This window comes from Lactiplantibacillus sp. C232, from assembly GCF_023806725.1.
Taxonomy (GTDB): domain Bacteria; phylum Bacillota; class Bacilli; order Lactobacillales; family Lactobacillaceae; genus Lactiplantibacillus; species Lactiplantibacillus plantarum.
Genome location: NZ_JAMSKZ010000017.1, coordinates 33,836 through 51,865, shown reverse-complemented (window position 1 = coordinate 51,865; position 18,030 = coordinate 33,836). Strand labels below are relative to the sequence as shown.

Sequence of the window (18,030 nt, the reverse complement as noted above, 5' to 3'; positions counted from 1 at the left end):
CTTACTCATCATTTTTATGATGCCACATTCATCATGGTCAGCATCTTGGCTGCGAAATGTTGCATCCGGGCACGCTCATCATCTGATAGCTCAGCTTCGATCACTTTTTGGAGCCCGTTGCGGTTAATAATGGCGGGTGACCCCAAGTACAAATCGTTAATGCCATATTGACCAGACAAAGCGGCGGAGACAATCAACTCAGCATTTTCATCGTTCAAAATTGCTCGGCAGATTTGCATCAAACTAACGGCGACCCCATAGAACGTGGCCCCCTTCTGACTAATGATTTGACCACCTTTACCACGAACAGCTTGCTCGATTTCAGCTTTGAACTGATCATCGACCGTTGTGACCGTCTTTAAGGGCTGAGCATTGATCATAATTTCATCAAAATTAACGATGGAACTATCACCATGTTCTCCAAGTACCGCAGCATCAACTGCAGTGGTGGCAACATTCAACTTCTGAGCCAAGGCGACCCGTAACCGCGCCGTATCCAAGGAAGTCCCGGTACCAATGACCCGATGCCGTGGAAAACCGGATAAACGTTGCGTCATCGAAGTCAAAATATCGACGGGATTACTTGAGATAACGAAGCAACCATTAAAACCACTCGCAACCACTGGTTTGACGATGGATTCCAGAATCTTCGTATTGCGGTTAATCAAATCTAAACGACTCTCACCAGGCTTACGAGGCACACCAGCCGTAATGACAACGATGTCAGCATCACGCGCATCCGCATATTCACCGGTATGAATGTTGGTCGCATTCGTAAAGGCGGCAACATCTTCCAAATCCTTAACGTCCCCCTCTGCGTGCGTTTTAACCAAGTCAACGATAACGAGTTCATCTAGGGCGCAATTTTGGACCAATGAAAAGGCAAATGATGAACCCACCGAGCCATCACCAACAATTACGACTTTGCGTTGCTTCTTATCCATGTCAATATCCTTCTTTCATCAAAAATGTGTGCTGCACATGTGGTTCCAACTACTTAGTTACTTAACTCACAAGTATTATAACGCAAATGCTTTCATTTTTGCTAATTTTTTAAAAATAAATTATTTTTTTGAAAAATTTAAATATAATTGTTGTTTAAAACGCCTGCGTAGCAGCATTTAAAATTATTTTGATTGTGAACTATTTCTAAAGTGTCGGCTTGTGAAATCATTTTCGTAAGCAGTTACAATCCTGCGTTTAAATTGCCTGATTGGCGTCAATTCGAAACATCTGCGCAAGTTACAAAACTTTTTACCCGCCAACCGATCTTGAAACAGTTAAAACCTGATTAGCGTGGTATATTAGAAGTACGACTCAAACTAGAGAGGACTAATACATTGGATAATGAAACTTTAAAAGACTATCTCGCAAACAACTCCCAAGTTATTACCATTTTTATGGAGAAAGCAACCGATTTTCTGAATCGAAAAAATGAGGACCGGGCGCCAGCACGCCGCTATAACGATGCTGAAATCGCCCGGCAAGCGGATAAGATGCTCGATGATGTGATTGCCAATATTCATGATAAAATCGTCCCCCATACCCGCGAACAAACACCGGCTGCCTGGGAACAATTTCTGAGTGAAAACGACGTACTTGATGATCTGGAACTATCAATGACGGAATTGTCATTCGAATCGGAAGACTAAACTAGCAGTTCAAAATAAAGAAAGGACCGTGGAAGATTTAACTTCCACGGTCCTTTTTAGAACAAACTTATATCACATGACATCAACACAACCGAATTATAGGCCCAAGTACTACGACCGAGTCAGCCCAGCATAAATCTTATCAAGATTCCACTTCAACATTGAGTAGTACGTATCACCCGGTTTGCCTTTAGCTGCCAGCGAATCGGTAAAAATCGTACTAGCAACGGGGATTCCCGTCTCCTGTGAAAGCTTATTCATCGATTTCGGTGATACGGATGATTCGACAAACAAACTTCGAACCTGGGTTCCTTCAATTTTCTTCAACGCCGTCCGCATCTGAGCTGGCGTGCCTTGCGATTCCGTATTCACTTCCCAAATATAAGCAGCGGGCACATGGTAGGCCGCCGAGAAATACTTAAAGGCGCCTTCGGATGTCACTAATAATCGTTGACTCGTCGGGATCTGCTTGAATTTGGTTTGAGCGCTCTCATGCAGTTTTGTTAGTTTTGCCACGTAGCGATCCGTATTCTTTTGATAAACAGCGGCGTGCTTAGGATCCTTGGCCTGCAACGTCCGGTTGATGTTCTTGACATATTGAATCCCGTTGGCGAGATCTAACCAAGCATGGGGGTCCGGCTCATTAACGTTCGTCGTTAAATATTTGACCTTAATTCCCTTACTGGCCGCAAAAACATCGTGGTCAAAGTCCTTTTTGGAAGCCGTCACTAACTTTTTAAACCAGCCATTACCGCCAGTTTCAAGGTCTAAGCCATTATAAAAAATCACGTCAGCTTCGGCAGTTGCCGCAATATCAGTGGGCCGTGGTTCATACTCATGCGGGTCAGTGCCGCGCTTCACAATACTGTAATTTTGGACGTACTGCCCACCCACATTTTTCACCATATCATCTAGAATCGAGTTCGTACTTACGACCCGGATTTTGGCACTAGTGGTCGTCGCTTTGGCACTTTGCTGGCGTTGATTCAGAAATACTGCCATCCCGGTAACCATCGCGATGACTCCAATCAGTGCAATTAATTTCGTTTTCATGCTGTCACCCGTCGCGCTGCTGCTTGCCCTTTCCAAAGCGTCGGCAACAAGGCCTGCTTAGGTGAGATGATGAAAGAAATACCGAAGAAAATAGCCGCTACTAGCACGATGGCCGGACCAGAAGCCCAGTTCAACGTGTAGCTGAGATATAAGCCCACCACTGAGGACAAGACCCCAATTAAGGCTGACAGTCCAAGCATGACTGCCAGTCGTTCTGTCCATAGAAAGGCCGTCGCAGCCGGTGTAATCAACATCGCGACCACTAAAATGATCCCGACGGTTTGTAGCGCTGAAACGGTCACTAGCGTTAAGACCAGCATTAACGCGTAATGTAACAGTTGGACCTTGAGACCATAAGTCTTCGCAAAGGTCGGATCAAATGACGTAATCAGTAATTCCTTGTAGAAGAAGACCACGAATAAAATCACTAGTCCTAACACGACCGTCGTCGTCATCATATCAGTATCACTCACAGCGAGAATGTTACCGAATAAGATGTGGTGCAAGTTCGTCGAACTTTCAGCTAATGAAATTAGGATAAAACCGAGTGCGTAAAACGCACTGAAGACAATCCCAATTGAGGTGTCAGTCTTAATCTTACTACGGCTCGCAACGAATCCGATCAAGCTAGCGGCTAGAATTCCAAAAACCGAAGCACCAATTAGGACGTTGATACCGAGCATATAAGCTACCGCAACACCAGGTAAAACGGCATGCGAGATGGCATCGCCCATCATCGACATGCCTCGTAAAATAATAAAGCTACCAATAATTCCTGACATGACCCCGACCATAATAGCCGTAATTAGCGCACTTTGTAAGAAATCATACTTCCCCAAAGCAGCCATAAAGGTCGTAATTGATTGCATCATCGCGTTTCCTCCTTCGTAAACAGGACGGCCGAAAGATCAGCACTAAACGTCCGTTCAATGTTTGCGGGTGTGTAGACCGCGTCCACGGGACCATAATCAACGATACCGTGATTTAAAATCACGAGATCATCAAAGTAGCGTGAAACTTTGTTCAAATCATGATGCACGACAATAATCATTTTGCCGGCATCACGCCACTGATGCAAGATCGTCATGATAGCCGTCTCACTCTGTAAATCAATGCCGACGAAAGGTTCATCAAGAATAATGATATCGGCTTCTTGGACTAAGGCTCGAGCCACAAAGACCCGTTGTAATTGTCCTCCAGAGAGCTGACTAATTTGGCGCTGTGCTAAATCGGCTAACTCAAGTTGCTCAAGTGCATCTTGGCAACGCTGACGATCCGCCTTGCTTGGTTCGCGGAAAAGTCCGAGTTTGCCATAGGTCCCAGTCAAAACGACGTCAAAAACATTGATTGGAAAGGTTAAGTCGAGATCTTTACGTTGCTCGACATATGCAATCTGTTTTTGAAATTGTTTTAGCGCACGACCTTCATATTCGACGGTTCCCGTTTGGGATTTGATCAGACCAAGCATTGCCTTGATCATCGTTGATTTTCCCGCACCGTTGGGACCAATGATTCCAGTAATTTTGCCGGCGTTAAAGTTAACGGCAACATCAGTAAAGACTGGTGTGTCACTGTATGCCACGGTGAGGTTTTGTACTTTTAACATCACATTTCCTCCGTTCATCGCGGTAGTCGGTTTTCTACATCGTCATAAGCATAACTGATAATTAACGCTAATGCAAATAATTGTTAGGTGCAGTTAACTTTTTTTATAATTGGTATTAAATTTTCGTTCATTCTAATACTATTTCTGCTTAACCAAGGCGTTACAACCAACATACTAAAAGCTTAATCCAGAACCTACTGAAACGACTTTCGATGCCATCACCACTAAAAAGCACTGACCACTCATCAACTAAGCATTGCAATCGTCATTTAATTTCCATTAATATTTGGCATTAAAAAAGTGTCGTCACCTACAATCACGACACTCATTATTAAGCTAATATATCTGTCTGCAATCCAATAAAAATCGTCAAAATCAACAAATCGGCCGAGCCACCTAAACTATAGTTATGGTCGACAAAAATCTGATTCAATTCGCATAAAAACGCCATTCCAGCTTCACTGCGGCTTCCCCCTAAATCGAAGTAGCGGTGTGCTTGGTCGTGGACCCAGTCAATGACGTGCGGGTCGTGTGCCCGTTTTACCAGATTGGTATCGACCGTCGCCTGGACAATCGCCATCAGTGTGTCTAATAACCGCTGATTAATCGTGCCACGACTACGTCTCAATGCGGGTAGTGCCACTTGCATCACGGTCGGATAACCCGCCTCGGCTTCACCACGAATTCCCTTGATGCCATATGTTAAGTATTGACGTTCTCCAGCAGTTAAGGTCGTTGGATCCTTCGTGTTTAAATCATTAAAATCATTTGCCGTTAACCCCGCCAGCATCGTGCGCACAATCGTTGCTAAGTCGACGTCGGGGTGCTGCAACTGATACGCCGCCGCTGTCACTAGCACGCCCAGTGAGAACACCGCCCCTTTATGGGTATTCACGCCCTTGGTCGCCGCAAACATGGTTTGTTCCGCTTGAACACCAATGCCCCGAATTTGCTTGAACAAACCCGTCAAATCGACAGCCGTATACGCGACGCCCGCCGCTGCACAAGCATTAAAGTAGGGGGCTAGACTCAAAGCACTATCAATAAACATAAAAGCGTTCATGTCTGGATGGGGACCCGCCGACAACGGGTCGACCAGCCCGGGCTTAGGGTTGACCGTCACTTCGTATAAAAGCGCTCGTAGCGCATGATTGACAATTATCTTCGTATCCACTATTTCTCCACCATTTCATCCTTAGTCTAACAACGATGATGTGCCTGGGTCACTTTCAGTCTTGATTAAGCGTGACCACAACCAACATTCAGTTACCATTACTTATATTTCCATCATAACTGATACTAGTCAATTTTTGTCATTTTTCTTTGTATTCTTTTGTCGACTGCTGTTCAAGCATCTTCTGAACGTGTAAGCTAGAGCTAATCAAAGTTATTCCTAAGGAGGACACTGTCATGATACCTAGTCAGCATTTTCAATCCACTCCAACCGTCCAATTTGACTTATTAACATACATGATTGGTAGTTACCACTACAACTGGCATCCGCAAATCGAACTCTTATGGTTATTGCAAGGTACGGTCGAAGTGAATGTTGACGGGACGCGCCATCAATTACACGCAAATGACCTCATCTTGATCAATGCCAATCGCGGCCATGCCACCTTTGCCTTGACCCCAGAATGTATCGCGCTCCGTTTACATATTCTGCCCGATTTCTACACTAGTCAGGGCATCGACCTCAGTTCAGGTGCTTTTCTACTCAACAGCGTGACGACGCCCCAACACCGTGACTACCAAACGATTCGCCAAATTCTGGCACAACTCTATCTAGGATTACATCAGCAGGACTGGCCAATTTTTGACTTGAACGCCCTGTACTTTCAATTGACGAACCTGCTACATCACGATTTCTTTGATACTGGAATCACGATGACTTACCCCCAACCCAAGGCGCAGAGTTCACTAAACCGGGTCATTGATTACATTAACCAGGCTTACGATCGACCAATTACCTTAAACGAAGCGGCAAAAATCAGTCACTATTCACCAGCCTATCTCTCACGCATCTTCAAAGCGGAACTCGGCCTGAATTTTTACGAATATCTAACCCGCTGCCGACTACAACACGCCATCTACGATCTGGAAAACCCAACCACAAGGGTCGCCGATCTAGCTTTAGCCAATGGGTTTCAGGAGGTCAAGTCCTTTAATCTAATGTTTAAGAAGCATTTTGGTCAGACACCTTCCAGTTACCGTCAACACTTGTCACACGGGCAGCGTCCTGAATATGACCAGTTCAAGCAACCGCTCACTCCCACACAAACTACCATTGTCCAAAAGCAACTCAATCACTGGGCCCAACTCACAAGTACTGATCAACTCAGTGCTTGTGAAAGTTGCATGTATAAACTACATTTTCAAGAATATCAGGCGCTCAAACAAAAAATCGCGCAATTAAAAACACTGCTCAATCAATAATTAATGGCATAACAATTTTTGTGATTACGAACAACTGAACTTACCGATATTTTGATCAAATATTGGGTCATACCAAGGTACGACGGCATCACTCGTCAGAAGGCCTTGGTATTTTTTTGTCATTTTTAACCGGCTACCTGTCCGCTTACCATCACTTTCACAATCTGATACCTGGCATAACTTGGCGAGTAGCGGTTAGTTTTGTATCACACAGTTACTTACAATGTAGCTGTAAATTGATAGGAGGAAACCAGCTATGGATACAATGACATACGACTATACCGAACCAACGTTATCAACTAAGGGCCAACGGATGCGCGACATTTTGGCCGATTATATTGCACTCATCAGTCATCGACTACCAGATGATGTGACTGCCAAACTCGAAGAACTCAGTAAGATCGAAGTCGATCCACTCCAAAAGCTCGTCTACGACACGATGATGGAAAACCAATTACTTGCCAATAAACTTAAACGCCCAAGTTGCCAAGATACCGGTGCATTACAATTCTTCATTAAATGCGGCGCGCAGTTCCCACTATTAGGCGAACTCAATCAAATTTTGAAAGACGCCGTTTATCGTGGGACAAAAAAAGCGCCACTCCGACATAATGCTGTTCAGACATTTGACGAATACAATACCAGTATGAACATTGGTGACGGCATCCCCTCGATTTTTCTGCAAGTTGATGGTAATGGCACTGACATCTCAATGTACGTGTACATGGCCGGCGGTGGCTGCACATTACCCGGGGCTGCCAAAGTCCTGATGCCTGGTGAAGGTTACGAAGGCGTCGTCCGTTTCGTGATGGATCGCATGACGAGCTACGGCATTAACGCTTGCCCACCTTTACTCGTCGGTGTCGGCGTCGCCACATCCGTTGAAACGGCTGCGCTTAATTCTAAATTAGCTTTAATGCGGCGCGTCGATAGTGAAAATCCAAACGCTAATGCTGCCAAACTCGAACACTTATTAGAAGACGGCATCAATCACATTGGCCTGGGACCACAGGGGTTTGGCGGTCAAAAGTCAGTAATGGGTGTCAATGTCGAGAATACCGCCCGACACCCATCAACAATTGGCGTCGCTGTTAGTACCGGCTGCTGGTCACACCGGCGCGGACTTATCAACTTTGACGCAGATCTAAACTATGACTTACCACTGAACAAAGGAGTCGAATTATCATGAAAACTTACCACTTAACCACCCCAATTTCTGATGACGATATTAAGGACATTCGTATCGGCGACATCGTCTACTTGAATGGCTCACTAACAACCTGTCGGGACGTTGCCCATCGGCGGCTCGTCGAAGAACATCGTCCCCTACCCGTTAACGTGACAGACCGAGCAATTCTCCACGCTGGCCCGATCATTAAAGATCTCGGCCATGACAAGTACGAAATGATCGCAGTCGGGCCAACGACTAGTATGCGGATGGAAAAATTTGAAGAAGAATTCGTAAAACAAACCCGTGTCAAACTAATCGTTGGTAAAGGCGGCATGGGACCGGGAACCGAACGGGCCTGCAAGAAATATCACGCCTTACACCTCGTCTACCCCGCTGGCAATGCTGTTTATGCCGCCCTGCACGTCAATAAGATTGTTGATGCCCAGTGGAAAGACCTCGGAATGCCCGAAACACTCTGGGCGTGTGAGGTCAAAGACTTCGGTCCGTTAATTGTCTCCATCGATACGAATGGCGACAACTTGTTTGAAAAGAACAAGGTCATCTTCAACGAACGTAAAGAAGCTGAGATTAAAAAAATCAACGAACAAGTTAAATTCATTAAATAACCGACCATTAACAGCCTAAGCGGATCACCCTGCTTAGGCTGTTGGTCTAAAGGAGTCTTTCTCATGATTAGTATGGATACACAATCTACTTTAAAAACCCAAGCTTTAGCCGCTCTGAGTACCGTGATCGATCCTGAACTTGGTGTGAACATTGTTGACCTCGGTTTGATCTACGATGTTGCTTACGATGCTGACCTAAAGCTCTGCACCGTTACCATGACACTGACCATCATGGGCTGTCCACTGACAGGCTATTTGAATGACCATATCAAAAGCGCATTAATGACCGTCGCGGGTATCGATCAGGTACTCATCAACCTTGTCTGGGAACCGGCCTGGTCGCTTGATAAAATGTCACGGGCAGCAAAAATGACATTAGGGTTGCATTAATTCTAATTTAGAAATCGTGTCCGGATTAGCATCATTTGCTGACTAGTTTCAGCAGTCACCGTGAGACGATTTTAACGTTTGACTAGAAAGGTGGTCGTTTTCGATGACCAAATTACAATCCGTCAACTACCAGCAACTTACATGGCCGCTGATAATTGGTTTGATTATTTGGCTGAGCGCGCCATTTCGTCCCGCGGGGCTCAGTCTATTAGCATGGCACATGCTGGCTCTCTTTGTTGGCACTATCATTGGTTGCATTACCCAGCCGTTACCTATTGCCGGTGTCGCAATTATTGGTCTCACACTTGGTGTCTTACTTGGTGTTACCTCGATGACGGATGCCATGGCCGGCTTTGGTGATAACACGGTTTGGATGATTGCAATGGCTTACTTCCTATCACGAGGCTTCGTAAAAACGGGGCTAGGGCGACGAGTCGCGCTGGTCTTCGTCAAATTATTTGGTAAAAAGACCCTTGGATTAGCCTACGCGCTGATTGGTGTCGATCTCGTCACTAGTCCGGCCACGCCTAGCAATACCGCCCGCGCCGGTGGAATCGTCTTCCCAATTATTGAATCTTTAGCTAAAGCATACGGCTCTGACCCACAAAACGGTACGCAGCGTAAGGTTGGTAGTTTTCTCATTATGTCAGCTTTCCATGGTAATATTGCCACCAGTGGCTTATTCATGACCGCGATGGCACCAAATCTCGTTGCCGTGGCCTTGGCCCAAGCAATGCAGATTCACATCACATGGATGGACTGGTTACTCGCCGCTCTATTACCTGGTCTTATTTGCTTAATTAGCGTTCCAGCTATTATTTATTGGCTCTATCCGCCAGAAATTAAGAATACACCCAACGCGCATGCGTGGGCTGCCAACGAACTTGAGCAGATGGGGGCCATGACTTTGGCCGAAAAACTCATGGGCGGTATTTTTATGTTGGCCCTCTTTCTTTGGATCTCAGCTAGTCTCACTGGGCTAGACGCGACCTTAGTGGCCTTCATAGCCGTCACTTTGCTCTTATTAACCGGTGTATTATCCGTTGACGACTTATTACATGAAACTGGGGCTTGGAACACACTCGTTTGGTTTTCAATTCTTATTTTTATGGCTGGCAAACTGAACAGTCTTGGCTTTATTCCATGGCTTTCACAAACTATGGGCCAGGCCCTGCAAGGAATCAGTTGGCTATGGGTCTTGGCAGCTTTGATGCTCGTTTACTTTTACAGCCACTACCTGTTTGCCGGCGCCACTGCTCACGTCTCCGCCATGTACGGCGCCTTCTTGGGTGTGGCAATTTCAGCCGGCGCCCCCCCAATGCTAGCAGCCCTACTATTAGGCTTTGACGGTGCCATTTTCAGTTCGACCACCCATTACGCCAACGGTCCCGCCTCGATTATGTTCGGATCAGGTTACATAACGCAGTCCGAATGGTGGCGTCTGAATCTGTGCCTTGGTGGTTTCTATCTATTAGTATGGGGCGTTGGTGGCACACTCTGGATGAAACTTTTAGGCTATTGGTAAGCTAGTTGTTTTTCAACTATACCATTTGACAGGTTCAGACACTCATTCACGTATTTCCCGACTCCGGGCTGAGTGCCCATTTCTGGGGGAAGGACGATCTAGCCGAGCAAGTTTACGCAAATCAGAACTTTTGCCGGTGACCCTAAACTGGCTTTTTAAACTCAAGACTGGCATATTTTAATGCATGCTTCATGAAAATTAACGCGCACAATGTGAACTTACTCCTGACTAACGACTTGATCATACAAACATCACGCCCTAACCAATAACAATCGGCTTTCCAACTATTACTTGGAAAGCCGATTGTTAATCTACCATGTAAGTCCATCAGAACCTGGACGTCAAAAGTTCTGATGCTCCCTCAAATTTTCAGATCCCACCCGGCTAACCGTCATGTGTCGAACTGAAGCATATTGTAAACTTACGTCTAATCACGACACCGACCACAAGTCACCCATCCAAGTCGCCAAGTCCGTGACCGCTATGGGATACAGGTGGGGTTGCCCAACCGCCGATAAGTAGACCCAGGTCAGCGCTGTACCGTGCACTTTTTTGTCGTGTTGCATCACTGCGGCCACGGCTTGCGGCGCTATCGGCGGTAATTCCGTGGGCAACCCTACCGCCATTAAGCGTGCCTTGAGCGTCGACGTTAAACTAGTCGGCGCTAACCCATGTGCTGCAAACAACCGACAAACCTGTACTAGACCAATCGCTACCGCTTCCCCATGCATTAGTTGACCGTCAGCCAATAGTTCGACTGCGTGACCAATCGTATGACCAAAATTCAATAATTGCCGCTGACCCTGTTCATGTTCATCCGCCATAACGACGCGCGCTTTGAACGCCACACTAGCTGCAATTAAATCTGGTGCTGCTGGTAAAATCGCTGCCACACTGGTAATTTGTTGCAAGGATTGCCAAAAATCACCGCCAACTAATGCTGCGCACTTAACGATTTCGCCATAACCTTCTGCGAGCATCCGCGGCGGTAACGTCACCAGAATTGCCGGATCAATGACGACTAAATCTGGTTGGTAAAAACTGCCCACTAAGTTTTTGCCAGTTGGTAAGTCAATCGCGGTCTTACCGCCCACCGAACTATCGACTTGCGCTAATAATGATGTCGGTACTTGAATCAAGGCAATACCGCGCATATAAATCGAAGCGACAAACCCTGCTAAGTCACCAACCACCCCGCCACCAAGAGCGATGACACCGTCACTGCGGCTAAAATGGGCGGCACTCAGCTGATCGATTAACGACTGGACTTGTGACCAACTTTTGCTCGCCTCACCGGCTGGAACCGTCATCACACGCACCTTGAATCCAGCCGCCGTCAGTTCATCAGTTACCAGCTTCGCATAGTACGGGCCCACATTGGTATCCGTTACCACCGCTACTTGACGGGCACACCATACCTTAGTTACCAACGTTCCTAGATGATGTAAACTGTCAATCATGATCTTGATCTGATACTGTTTAACTCGCGTCTTGACTTCAATGTTTGTCATAGGCACATCCTACGCCCACGTTTGCATCAGGTCATGTAACTGGAAAGCCTGTTGCGCCATTTTTAAGTACGTCGCGGGTTTTAACGCTTGCGGCCCATCGGATAAAGCTTGCGTTGGCTGGTCATGAATTTCAACGATCATGCCACTGGCGCCAGCTGCTACACCTGCCATCGCCATCGGGGTCACGAGTTCCCAGGTACCGACCGCGTGACTCGGATCAACGATGACTGGGTAATGTGTCAACGATTGCAAGACTGGCACTGCACCTAAGTCAAACGTGTTGCGTGTGTACTTATTATCAAACGTTCGAATTCCCCGCTCCAAAAGCATGATCTGATGATTACCACCAGCTGCAATGTATTCAGCTGCATTGAGCACATCGTCGATTGTTGCCGACATTCCTCGCTTTAATGCAACCGGAATTTGGGTCTGTCCAACGGCTTTAAGCAACGAGAAATTTTGCATATTGCGTGCACCAATTTGAAAAATATCCGTGTATTTCGCCACCATCGCCACGTGTTCATCATCCATCACTTCGGTAATCATATCAAGGCCATGTTTATCAGCCGCCGTCCGTAAGTATTGGAGTCCCGTCTCCCCGAGGCCTTGGAAGCTGTAAGGTGACGTCCGTGGCTTGAATGCTCCGCCACGAACAATCGTCGCACCACCCTGCTTGGCAACCGCGGCCATCTGGTCCACGTGTTCAGCGCTTTCGACTGAACACGGGCCAGCCATCATGACGAATTGATTACCACCAATCACACTGTGTGGCGTCTTAATAATCGTATCTTCTGGGTGAAAGAGACGGCTGCTTTGGACCGCTGCGGGAACTGCCGTCAAGATTGATTCACTGGCTGCTTGCACATCCGCGGGAAGTGCTTCTGGACGCAATCCTTGAATTGCAATTCGATTATTGTGCGTGAAGATCTCGTGATCCGCACCAAATTGACTCACTAACTTTGCCTGCATAGCCGTAGCGGTTGCTGGTTTTAATATAATAATCATAATAGTTTCCTCCTACTAATCAATTCTCAAAAGTTAAGGCCTAAGCCTGCGCCGTAATCGGCGGAGTCGCTTGAATACTGGCTAACATATCTTGGCGGACCTGTTGAACTGGCATCTGCTTACCAGTCCAAAACTCAAAAGCCAAGGCACCTTGCCAAATCAACATCCCCAAACCATTATATGTGGCGCACCCCTGCTGACGCGCTAAGCGCAAAAAGGTCGTTTCTAGCGGTTGGTAAATCACATCATAGACCGTCTGTTGTGGGACTAATTGCTGGATAATTGAGATTGGTAATGGCGTTCCAGCAGTCGTCATGCCGATATTGGTCACGTTAATGATCAAATTGCTGGTACGAGCAACTTGCTGCATCCGTACTTGGTCTTCATAGGCACAGAGCCGGAGTGGTACCGAAGTCGTGGTACTGAGTTGCTCCAACCAGTGCTGAACACCGGCGTAGCGTTCGTTGTTGCGTTTAAAGACCGTTACACTCGCGACACCATAATCTAAAGCCGCCGCAATGATTGCCTTACCTGCGCCTCCCGCGCCTAAAACCATGACGTGCTTATCAACCAAGTTCAGACCTTGATGTAAGAGATCCTGAAAAACTCCAGCGCCGTCCGTGCTGTCACCAATCAGCTTGCCAGCTTCATTCTTAATCGTATTGACCGCTTGAATCCGTTGCGCTCGCACTGTCAAACCATCTAGTAGCGGTACAACGGCTTGTTTGAATGGCATTGAAAGGTTCACCCCCGCGATACCCATGCTACGAATTCCAGCAAGCGTACCAGCCAATCCATCCGGTGCCACATCAAACGCCAAGTAGCGCGCATTTAGCCCCCAGTAGTCAAAACTCAAATTATGCATTCGCGGTGAGCGACTGTGCCGCGCGGGGTGCGCGATAAATCCAAAGAGTGCCGTTTGTCCATCAATCATGCTTTAACTAACTTCCTTTCTAAATGACTCGCAATTGTTGACCAAGATCCACGTGCGTTTGTTGATACGTCCGCACTAGGTCTGCTACCGTGAACTGGTTAGCGGCTAATACTTGGTCGGCCGCTCCACTGGCGCCAAAGTGGTCCAAGCCTAGTACCGCCCCATCTAACCCAACGTAACGTTCCCAGCCAGATGTTGCGCCCATTTCGACTGCAACTCGCCGCCGAATTTGAGGTGGCAAGACCTGGGCTTGGTAATTCGTTGATTGGCGCGCAAAGTTTTCCATCGACGGCATTGAAACGACACTGACATCTTCACCTAACGTAGCTAGTTTCGCCTGGGCCTGAAGAGCTAAAGCAACTTCTGACCCGCTTGCAATCAAGATTCCCATTGGCTGGCGGCCACGCTGCGGTGAGAGAACATAACCGCCACGAGCCACACCAGTCATGGCCTTAGTCTTAGATCCGGATAGCACTGCCAAATTCTGACGGGTCAAGACGAGCACGGTTGGATGATCCGTCGCGTTGATGGCTTGCCACCAAGCTGCGACCGTTTCATTCGGGTCAGCGGGCCGGATCACCGTTAGATTCGGAATCAATCGTAAACTCATTAGCTGTTCAATTGGCTGATGAGTCGGACCGTCCTCGCCGACTGCAATCGAGTCATGCGTGAAAACGTAAGTGACTGGTAACTTCATCATCGCCGCCAATCGAATAGCCGCACGCGTGTAATCGGAAAAGACAAGGAAGGTGCCACCAAAGACCCGCAAGCCACCGTGTAAAGTCATCCCATTCAAAATGGTGCCCATACCAAACTCCCGGACACCAAAGGCAACGTTGCGCTGATCCGGGGTCACCGGAGTCGACAATTGATCCTGCTCAATGGTCGTTTTATTCGAACTGGCTAAATCAGCCGCGCCCCCGACTAATCCTGGTAACTGAGCGGCTAGCTTCTGAATGACGGTATGACTCGTGATCCGCGAAGCTTGGGCGCCTTCATCAAAGATCGGTAAACTGGTGGCTAAGTCAACTGGCAGACGCATACTGAGCTGTTGTTCGAAACGGTGTTGTACGGCTTGTGGTAAAGCCTCTCGTTGTGACTGCCACCGGCAATGTGCACGCTGACCACGTTGCAAGATTAGTTGCTGTGCGCGTTTAGCAACGGCCGGCATTACCGTAAATGGCGCGGCTTGCCACCCTAATTGTTGCTGCAAACTAGTTAAACCGGCCGTTCCCAACGGATTGCCATGCACCGCATTCGTACCCGCTTGTGGTGCGCCAAATCCAATCGTCGTTTTAACAGCGATCAGGCTTGGACGTGAACTGTGTTTGGCACGCTCAATGGCGGCATTAATCGCCGTTAAATCATTGCCATCACCTACCGTTTGTGTATCCCAACCATAACTAGCGAAGCGCTGGTTCACATCGGTACGAAACGACCGGCTGGTGGGGCCATCAAGCGAAACAGCGTTATCGTCGTACAATACAATTAATTTTTGCAATTGTTGATTACCGGCAAAGCTGGCAGCTTCGTGGGAGACGCCTTCCATCAAATCACCATCACCGACTAACGCGTAAGTATAGTGATCCACCAACTGCGGTGCCTCGGAGAACTGAGCCGCTAGTTGCCGTTCAGCCAGGGCCATGCCCACCGCCATCCCTAATCCCTGTCCCAGTGGACCGGTCGTGGCTTCCACACCATCCACGATTCCCAGTTCAGGGTGGCCTGGCGTGTGACTGCCGAATTGACGAAAATGTTGTAACTCGCCCATTGTCACGTTGAAGCCACTCACATGTAGCAGACTGTACAACAACGCCGACCCGTGTCCGGCTGATAAGACAAAGCGATCGCGATTAGCCCATTGAGACTGCTGTGGATCGACCCGTAATTGTCGGCTCCACAGTGCCCACATCATTGGAGCCGCGCCGAGTGGCAATCCTGGATGACCAGAACCGGCCCGTTCAATCATTTCCGCACTCAGTACTCGTAGATTATTCACCGCTAATTCATCAATTTCATCAAATGCTTGCATTAACTTCGCTCCCTCTCATTTTGGCTAATAAAAAAGACTCACAGTTACACCAACTGTGAGTCCACTAATTCTTCGCAGGGTGCCCGAAAAACACCGCTACTCAGAAGCAGAAAAGTCACACAGTGGTTGTTCACAACACTGATATGACTTTTCCATAAATTTTAATCATTCCAAAATTTACTGGTCACATCCGTTGCGAGGGCGTGCCTCGCAGTGGATGCCAAGGCACTAAGTAAACCAGTAATAATAATACGAATTCAATTGTAAATTGGTATTAATCGTCATGATTAAAATCTCCTTAATTTATAATGTGTATTTGATGACTTAAAATATACGGCTAATCAATAGAATTGTCAAATGGTTTTTGCAAATTTTTTCTATTAATCAACAAAAACACGTTGGTCCACCCTCGATTTGCTAGTCGTCATCATCCTCGCTAACTGCTAATAAATACTGGTAAATCAGCAAGTTTGCGTGTCAAATCATTTTACAGATATTAAAATGGTTCCCTGCCACTTTCTGAAAATATTTTTAGCCAGTAGCTTGCACTGACTTAACTTATAATCCACCGCCAGGCAAATCATTAAAGTCTAAAAGCCGCACTCCAACGCTAAATTTCTCACAACGAACGACTGACAAACGGTCATTTTCGATTACAATTTCAACAATGTTCCGTATGCTTTAGCAACTAACCTTAGCCGCTCGTCAGTTGTCTGAACTGCCATCTATGCCCAACCAGCTAGCTGGTCTTCACCACCGCACATAATCGTGATAACCAAAAATAGTGTCGCCAGCATCCAGAGCAGATTCCAGCCACACTATCATCAGTTTATGTGATCCCCATTTTAGTCACAATAATTGCCGCAACTACACCAAACTACGCTTTCAAGGCTGCGGGGACTGCCACTCCAAATTCAGCACCAACTTGCTGCATTTCCGTCAACGTCTGTGGATCAATACTGACGCCCTGCACCAAATTTTCATCATAGTGCCGGTATTCCCGGTCACCTGGTATCATAATCTTAGTACCTGGTAGATGCTTCAAATGCCGAATACGGTCAAACATAGTCGTCACGTTGGCCTTCAACACCTCGGGATCGCCAAATAAGGCGGGATTAATCGTCATGAAGAACTGACTAAAGTCATGCTTACCGGTGTTCGTATCAGCCGACAGCGACCCTTGCGCTAAAATTCCCGTGAGTAACTCAATAATTAGTGAGTTGCCAAAGCCTTTGTAATTTGAATTGACTTCCTGCTGGCCACCTAGGGTCAGGACCCCACCACCAGGACGATTCTCAGAAAACGCAATTTTAGCCAAGTTATCCTCCACCGTCTGCGCATCATGCAAGACTTGACGATGCTCATCAACCGCCCAAACACCCGGAATCTGTGCACCTTTTTTGGCCAGCACTTGAATCTTCCCGCTTGAAACCACCGCAGTCGCGCCGTCAAAAACGAAAGGATGCGGGTCGGCTGGAAAAGTAAAAGCTAATGCGTTGGAACCCAAAAAAGCTTCTGTCGCATTCGTCGGCACCACCAACGGCCGCGTATTAGTCGTTGAAATACCGATCAAACCCGCTTTGCAAGCCATGCGCGAATAATAGCCCGCCGTTCCAAAGTGATTCGAATTGCGGATAACCGCTAATGAAACACCGAGTTGCTTAGTCTTTTCAATCAGTTTATTCATCGTAAACGCCGACGCAATCTGGCCCATGCTCTGGTTCGCATCGATCAATAGACTGGTAGGTGTTTCATTCAAAATCTTCGGTTGATGCGTCGGTTCCAAGGTATGATCCTTGATCATCCGCGTATACCAAGCCAGCCGCTGGATACCATGTGACGAGATTCCACGTAAATCTGCATCGACCAGGGTGTCTGCCAGCAGTGCCCCATCCTTGGCACTAAACCGTTGGGCCTTAAAAACTGCTTCTAAAAATTGTCGTTCCGTTTCCGCACTAATTCGCATCGTTATATTTTCCTCCGTTTTTGACAGCCAGCACTCGCCTAACTTGGCGAGCACCGGGATATCACACTTTATTCAGATTGCTAAACAGCTTGAACACGTTCATTATCCGATTCCTAATTAGAA

General features: G+C 47.1%; 16 protein-coding genes. 6 read left to right on the top strand and 10 right to left on the bottom strand.

Annotation, left to right across the window (positions count from 1 at the left end):
- Window positions 1-14: 14 nt before the first annotated feature.
- Complete coding sequence (locus MZO41_RS13950; RefSeq protein ID WP_003644108.1) at window positions 15-944, bottom strand: L-lactate dehydrogenase; 930 nt, start codon at window positions 942-944, stop codon at window positions 15-17.
- A 396-nt stretch (window positions 945-1,340) separates the two neighbouring features.
- On the opposite strand from MZO41_RS13950, the gene MZO41_RS13945 reads away from it, so the two are divergent.
- The gene (locus MZO41_RS13945; protein ID WP_003641297.1) at window positions 1,341-1,652 is read left to right on the top strand and encodes a hypothetical protein; all 312 of its coding nucleotides are present in this window, start codon (window positions 1,341-1,343) and stop codon (window positions 1,650-1,652) included.
- Window positions 1,653-1,763: 111 nt separating this feature from the next.
- Here MZO41_RS13945 and MZO41_RS13940 read toward each other — a convergent pair whose 3' ends face one another.
- From MZO41_RS13940 to MZO41_RS13925, 4 genes are all read right to left on the bottom strand, one after another.
- Window positions 1,764-2,705, bottom strand: coding sequence for a metal ABC transporter solute-binding protein, Zn/Mn family (locus MZO41_RS13940; RefSeq protein ID WP_022638287.1), 942 nt, complete (start codon window positions 2,703-2,705; stop codon window positions 1,764-1,766).
- Window positions 2,702-3,574, bottom strand: coding sequence for a metal ABC transporter permease (locus MZO41_RS13935; RefSeq protein WP_016511596.1), 873 nt, complete (start codon window positions 3,572-3,574; stop codon window positions 2,702-2,704). The genes MZO41_RS13940 and MZO41_RS13935 overlap by 4 nt, the downstream gene beginning before the upstream one ends.
- Window positions 3,574-4,311 carry a metal ABC transporter ATP-binding protein gene (locus MZO41_RS13930; RefSeq protein ID WP_003645514.1) on the bottom strand — a complete coding sequence of 246 codons (738 nt, stop codon included), beginning with the start codon at window positions 4,309-4,311 and terminating at the stop codon, window positions 3,574-3,576. Before MZO41_RS13930 ends, MZO41_RS13935 begins: the two co-directional genes overlap by 1 nt.
- A gap of 331 nt (window positions 4,312-4,642) precedes the next feature.
- A complete protein-coding gene (locus MZO41_RS13925; protein WP_013355349.1) occupies window positions 4,643-5,485 on the bottom strand; it encodes a triphosphoribosyl-dephospho-CoA synthase in 843 nt (280 codons plus the stop codon).
- Window positions 5,486-5,721: 236 nt separating this feature from the next.
- Here MZO41_RS13925 and MZO41_RS13920 point away from each other — a divergent pair, with 236 nt between their 5' ends.
- From MZO41_RS13920 to MZO41_RS13900, 5 genes are all read left to right on the top strand, one after another.
- Window positions 5,722-6,747 carry a helix-turn-helix transcriptional regulator gene (locus MZO41_RS13920; RefSeq protein WP_013355348.1) on the top strand — a complete coding sequence of 342 codons (1,026 nt, stop codon included), beginning with the start codon at window positions 5,722-5,724 and terminating at the stop codon, window positions 6,745-6,747.
- Between the two features lie 256 nt (window positions 6,748-7,003).
- Window positions 7,004-7,936: a L(+)-tartrate dehydratase subunit alpha gene (gene ttdA / locus MZO41_RS13915; RefSeq protein ID WP_022638288.1), complete on the top strand. Its 933-nt coding sequence runs from the start codon at window positions 7,004-7,006 to the stop codon at window positions 7,934-7,936.
- Window positions 7,933-8,544, top strand: a complete 612-nt coding sequence (gene ttdB, locus MZO41_RS13910; protein ID WP_003641290.1) for a L(+)-tartrate dehydratase subunit beta — start codon at window positions 7,933-7,935, stop codon at window positions 8,542-8,544. The genes ttdA and ttdB overlap by 4 nt, the downstream gene beginning before the upstream one ends.
- A gap of 63 nt (window positions 8,545-8,607) precedes the next feature.
- Window positions 8,608-8,934, top strand: a complete 327-nt coding sequence (locus MZO41_RS13905) for a metal-sulfur cluster assembly factor (RefSeq protein WP_003596658.1) — start codon at window positions 8,608-8,610, stop codon at window positions 8,932-8,934.
- A gap of 103 nt (window positions 8,935-9,037) precedes the next feature.
- Complete coding sequence (locus MZO41_RS13900; protein ID WP_013355346.1) at window positions 9,038-10,459, top strand: DASS family sodium-coupled anion symporter; 1,422 nt, start codon at window positions 9,038-9,040, stop codon at window positions 10,457-10,459.
- Window positions 10,460-10,890: 431 nt separating this feature from the next.
- Here MZO41_RS13900 and aroB read toward each other — a convergent pair whose 3' ends face one another.
- The 5 genes from aroB to MZO41_RS13875 form a co-directional block, all read right to left on the bottom strand.
- Window positions 10,891-11,970: a 3-dehydroquinate synthase gene (gene aroB / locus MZO41_RS13895; protein ID WP_015380007.1), complete on the bottom strand. Its 1,080-nt coding sequence runs from the start codon at window positions 11,968-11,970 to the stop codon at window positions 10,891-10,893.
- Between the two features lie 9 nt (window positions 11,971-11,979).
- On the bottom strand, window positions 11,980-12,975 hold the full coding sequence (gene aroF / locus MZO41_RS13890) for a 3-deoxy-7-phosphoheptulonate synthase (protein ID WP_003644102.1): 996 nt from the start codon (window positions 12,973-12,975) through the stop codon (window positions 11,980-11,982).
- 40 nt (window positions 12,976-13,015) lie between these two features.
- Window positions 13,016-13,909 (bottom strand): shikimate dehydrogenase, encoded by an 894-nt coding sequence (gene aroE / locus MZO41_RS13885; protein ID WP_013355343.1) that lies wholly within the window; start codon window positions 13,907-13,909, stop codon window positions 13,016-13,018.
- Between the two features lie 19 nt (window positions 13,910-13,928).
- Window positions 13,929-15,941 (bottom strand): transketolase, encoded by a 2,013-nt coding sequence (tkt, locus tag MZO41_RS13880; RefSeq protein ID WP_013355342.1) that lies wholly within the window; start codon window positions 15,939-15,941, stop codon window positions 13,929-13,931.
- A gap of 877 nt (window positions 15,942-16,818) precedes the next feature.
- Complete coding sequence (locus MZO41_RS13875) at window positions 16,819-17,907, bottom strand: Ldh family oxidoreductase (protein ID WP_013355341.1); 1,089 nt, start codon at window positions 17,905-17,907, stop codon at window positions 16,819-16,821.
- Window positions 17,908-18,030 lie beyond the last annotated feature (123 nt).